Source organism: Bacillus sp. SM2101 (assembly GCF_018588585.1).
GTDB lineage: Bacteria > Bacillota > Bacilli > Bacillales > SM2101 > Nanhaiella > Nanhaiella sioensis.
The window spans coordinates 44,455-47,435 of record NZ_JAEUFG010000030.1 but is presented as its reverse complement, the minus strand read 5'-3'; the positions used below and the strand labels follow the sequence as shown (position 1 = coordinate 47,435).

The 2,981-nt window shown below is 40.7% G+C and carries 1 protein-coding gene; it reads left to right on the top strand.

Annotation, left to right across the window (positions count from 1 at the left end):
• On the top strand, nt 1-2,981 hold a 2,981-nt coding region (locus tag JM172_RS20480; RefSeq protein ID WP_483297268.1), incomplete at both ends, for a fibronectin type III domain-containing protein.

Genomic DNA, 2,981 nt, shown 5'->3' with positions numbered 1-2,981 from the left:
TCAACATCCAATGTAAGTGGAGGAGAGTATGTAGGTGGACTGATTGGACAAATTCCAAGCTCTTCAGGAAACATGGTGATTACGAACAGCTATGCATTAGGTGATGTGAGTGGAACAACATATGTGGGTGGCTTAATCGGTTCTACATCACGAAATAGTTCGTCCTATACAATTACAGTCGAGAATAACTATGCCGCAGGAAGGGTCACTGGAACATATATCATAGGTGGGTTGATTGGAAGTAGTGGATACTCACAATTAGTAAATAGTTATTATGATCGTGTTGTTACGGATTTAGGTGTTACAGATTCATACGGACGTACTACAGTTGAGATGATGAAAGGAGATACATTTGTAGGGTGGGATTTCTCTACAATATGGGGAATTGAAGAAGGTTTCTCTTACCCGTATCTTAGACTTTTTAATGAAGTAGTAACGAATCCTTTAAGCTTAAGTGCAGAAACAATAAATGAGGGAATCTCCCTATCTTGGTCTGCAGTTGATAGTGCTTCTAGCTACAACATTTATCGTTCTACAAATTCTGGAGAACCATATGATTTAATAGCATCAAATGTACAAAATACAGTGTACCTTGATGCAACAGTTGATAATGGAAATACGTATTTTTACGTAGTCACCTCGATTACTGAAGATGGGGAAAGTGACTTTTCTAATGAAGCAAGTGCTTCTCTAATACCTTTAGCTCCATCAGAAGTAGAAGTTACAACTGGTGATGGTGAAATTACGTTAACTTGGGGAGAGGTTCCGAATGTAACTACTTACAATATTTATCGCTCAACCCAAAGTGGAGGACCGTACATCTCAATCGCTCAAAATATTAACGGAACTAACTATATTGATATTGATGTAACAAATAATGTGAATTACTATTACGTGATTACAGCAGTCAATAATAGTGGAGAAAGTGAATATTCTCTAGAAGTATCCGGGATACCAAGCACTTTAATTCCAACTATACCAGTAGGTATCAATACAGTGAATGGAGACGGGGAAGTTACCGTATCATGGGGAGAAGTGACGAATGCAACGACATATAACGTTTACCGCTCCACAACGATCGGTGGTCCATACATCTTAGTTGCCCAAGGTGTCAATGAAACAAGCTATATTGATGTAGACGTAACGAATGACACGACGTACTACTACGTAGTGACAGCAGTGAATGAACATGGAGAAAGTGGCTATTCTGAAGAAATATCTGGAACACCTGGGGTGCTTGTTCCATCAGCACCAGTAGGTATTAGTATAGTGAATGGAGACGGAGAAGTTACTGTATCATGGGGAGAAGTGACGAACGCAACGACATATAACGTTTACCGCTCCACAACGATCGATGGTCCATACATCTCAGTTGCCCAAAATGTGAATGAAACAAACTATATTGATGTAGACGTAACGAACAACACGACGTACTACTACGTAGTAACGGCAGTGAATGAACAAGGAGAAAGTGAGTATTCTGAAGAGGTATCTGGAACACCGGGAGTGCTAGTTCCATCAGCACCAGTAGGTATCAGTATAGTGAATGGAGACGGGGAAGTTACCGTATCATGGGGAGAAGTGACGAATGCAACGACATATAACGTTTACCGATCCACAACGATCGGTGGTCCATACATCTTAGTTGCCCAAGATGTCAATGAAACAAACTATATTGATGTAGACGTAACGAACAACACGACGTACTACTACGTAGTAACGGCAGTGAATGAACATGTAGAAAGTGGCTATTCTGAAGAAATATTTGGAACACCGGGAGTGCTAGTTCCATCAGCACCAGTAGGTATCAGTATAGTGAATGGAGACGGAGAAGTTACTGTATCATGGGGAGAAGTAACGAATGCAACGACATATAACGTTTACCGCTCTACAACGATTAATGGTCCATACATCTCAGTTACTCAAAACGTCAATGAAACGAACTATATTGATGTAGACATCACGAACAACACGACGTACTACTACGTAGTAACGGCAGTGAATGAGCAAGGAGAAAGTGAATATTCAGAAGAGATATCTGGAACACCGGGAGTGCTAGTTCCATCAGCACCAACAGATATAACGATCGTAAATGAGGAAGGACAAATTACTGTATCGTGGGGAGAAGTGACGAACGCAACGACATATAATGTTTACCGATCTACAACGATTAATGGTCCGTACATCTCAGTTGCTCAAAACGTCAATGAAACGAACTATATTGATGTAGACATCACGAACAACACGACGTACTACTACGTAGTAACGGCAGTGAATGAGCAAGGAGAAAGTGAATATTCAGAAGAGATATCTGGAACACCGGGAGTGCTAGTTCCATCAGTACCAACAGATATAACGATCGAAAATGAGGAAGGACAAGTTACCGTATCATGGGGAGAAGTAACGAACGCAACGACATATAACGTTTACCGCTCCACAACGATTAATGGTCCGTACATCTCAATCGCTCAAAATATTAACGAAACGAACTACATTGATAATGATGTAACGAATAATGTGAATTACTATTATGTGATTACAGCAGTCAATAATAGTGGAGAAAGTGAGTATTCTGAAGGGGTATCTGGAACACCGGGAGTGCTCGTTCCATCAGCACCAACAGATATAACGATCGTAAATGAGGAAGGACAAGTTACAGTATCATGGGGAGAAGTAACGAATGCCACGACATATAATGTTTACCGCTCCACAACGATCAATGGTCCGTACATCTCAGTTGCTCAAAACGTCAATGAAACAAACTATATCGATGTAGACATCACGAACAACACAACGTACTACTACGTAGTGACGGCAGTGAATGAGCATGGAGAAAGTGAATATTCAGAAGAGATATCTGAAACTCCAGAAGTTCAGGTTCCATCAGCACCAACAGATATAACGATCGTAAATGAGGAAGGACAAGTTACTGTATCGTGGGGAGAAGTAACGAACGCAACGACATATAACGTTTACCGCTC